This window comes from Paraburkholderia sp. BR10141, from assembly GCF_056155635.1.
Genome location: NZ_JBMIQH010000132.1, coordinates 1 through 721 on the forward strand (window position 1 = coordinate 1; position 721 = coordinate 721).

General features: G+C 61.9%; 1 protein-coding gene and 1 pseudogene. Both read right to left on the minus strand.

Annotated elements, in window-relative coordinates; translation table 11 throughout:
* Window positions 1–241 (minus strand): annotated as a pseudogene (locus ACOJB8_RS41160) (manganese transporter); the annotation flags it as partial.
* 112 nt (window positions 242–353) lie between these two features.
* Window positions 354–503: a hypothetical protein gene (locus ACOJB8_RS41165; RefSeq protein WP_475017994.1), complete on the minus strand. Its 150-nt coding sequence runs from the start codon at window positions 501–503 to the stop codon at window positions 354–356.
* Between the last annotated feature and the right edge of the window lie 218 nt (window positions 504–721).

The following is a 721-nucleotide window of genomic DNA, read 5'->3' on the forward strand; positions in this document are numbered from 1 at the left end:
TGCCGTAGTTCTGCCCCGCCTGCGTATAAGTGCCGAAGGCGCCGGCGTCGTTATCGCCGACCATGACGATGAGGCCGGGGCCGAGGATGGCGAGCAGTGTGCGCAGGCGCGCCATCCAGTTGCTGCGCGGAGCGGTGTCGTGGCGGGCGATCGTGCCGAGGGCGCCTTTGATATCGCCCACGTGCGCGTCGTCGAGCACGGCACTCCGACGTTGTGTGATGTTAGCAGGAGTGGTGGACATTTCTGGTTATTCCTTAGCAGTGCTGCTGGAAATCGATGATCGAGGCGTGGCACTGTCCTGCCGCCTGCCGGTATGGATGCAGTCGGCACACAGTCGGCCACGCCGGGCCGTGTCAGCGAGCGAGCTGTTTGAGCGCCGTCCAGATGGCAGCGACTATGCCGTACGATGCGTTCGAACGGCCATCGAGCGCGAGCATGCCGTTGTAATGCGTGCGAGCTTCTTCGACGTGCGGGAGCTGCGAAACGAGCAGAGCGAAGTGCATGATGATTCCTCCAGATGCTTCAAACGTGGCGCCATCGATCAGGCGTGCCTTCGTTTCGCTACACGCGGGGCAATATGCCCGAGCGTGTGGGAGGAACGTATGCGGACTGATGTCAGGCGAAGTGGCCCGCGTTCTGCGAGAACGCAAGGCGAGATGTGCAGGATTTAGGCTCAGGGTCGGGCATCGTGAACTCCTCTTTCATTTGGGTCCGGTTCATG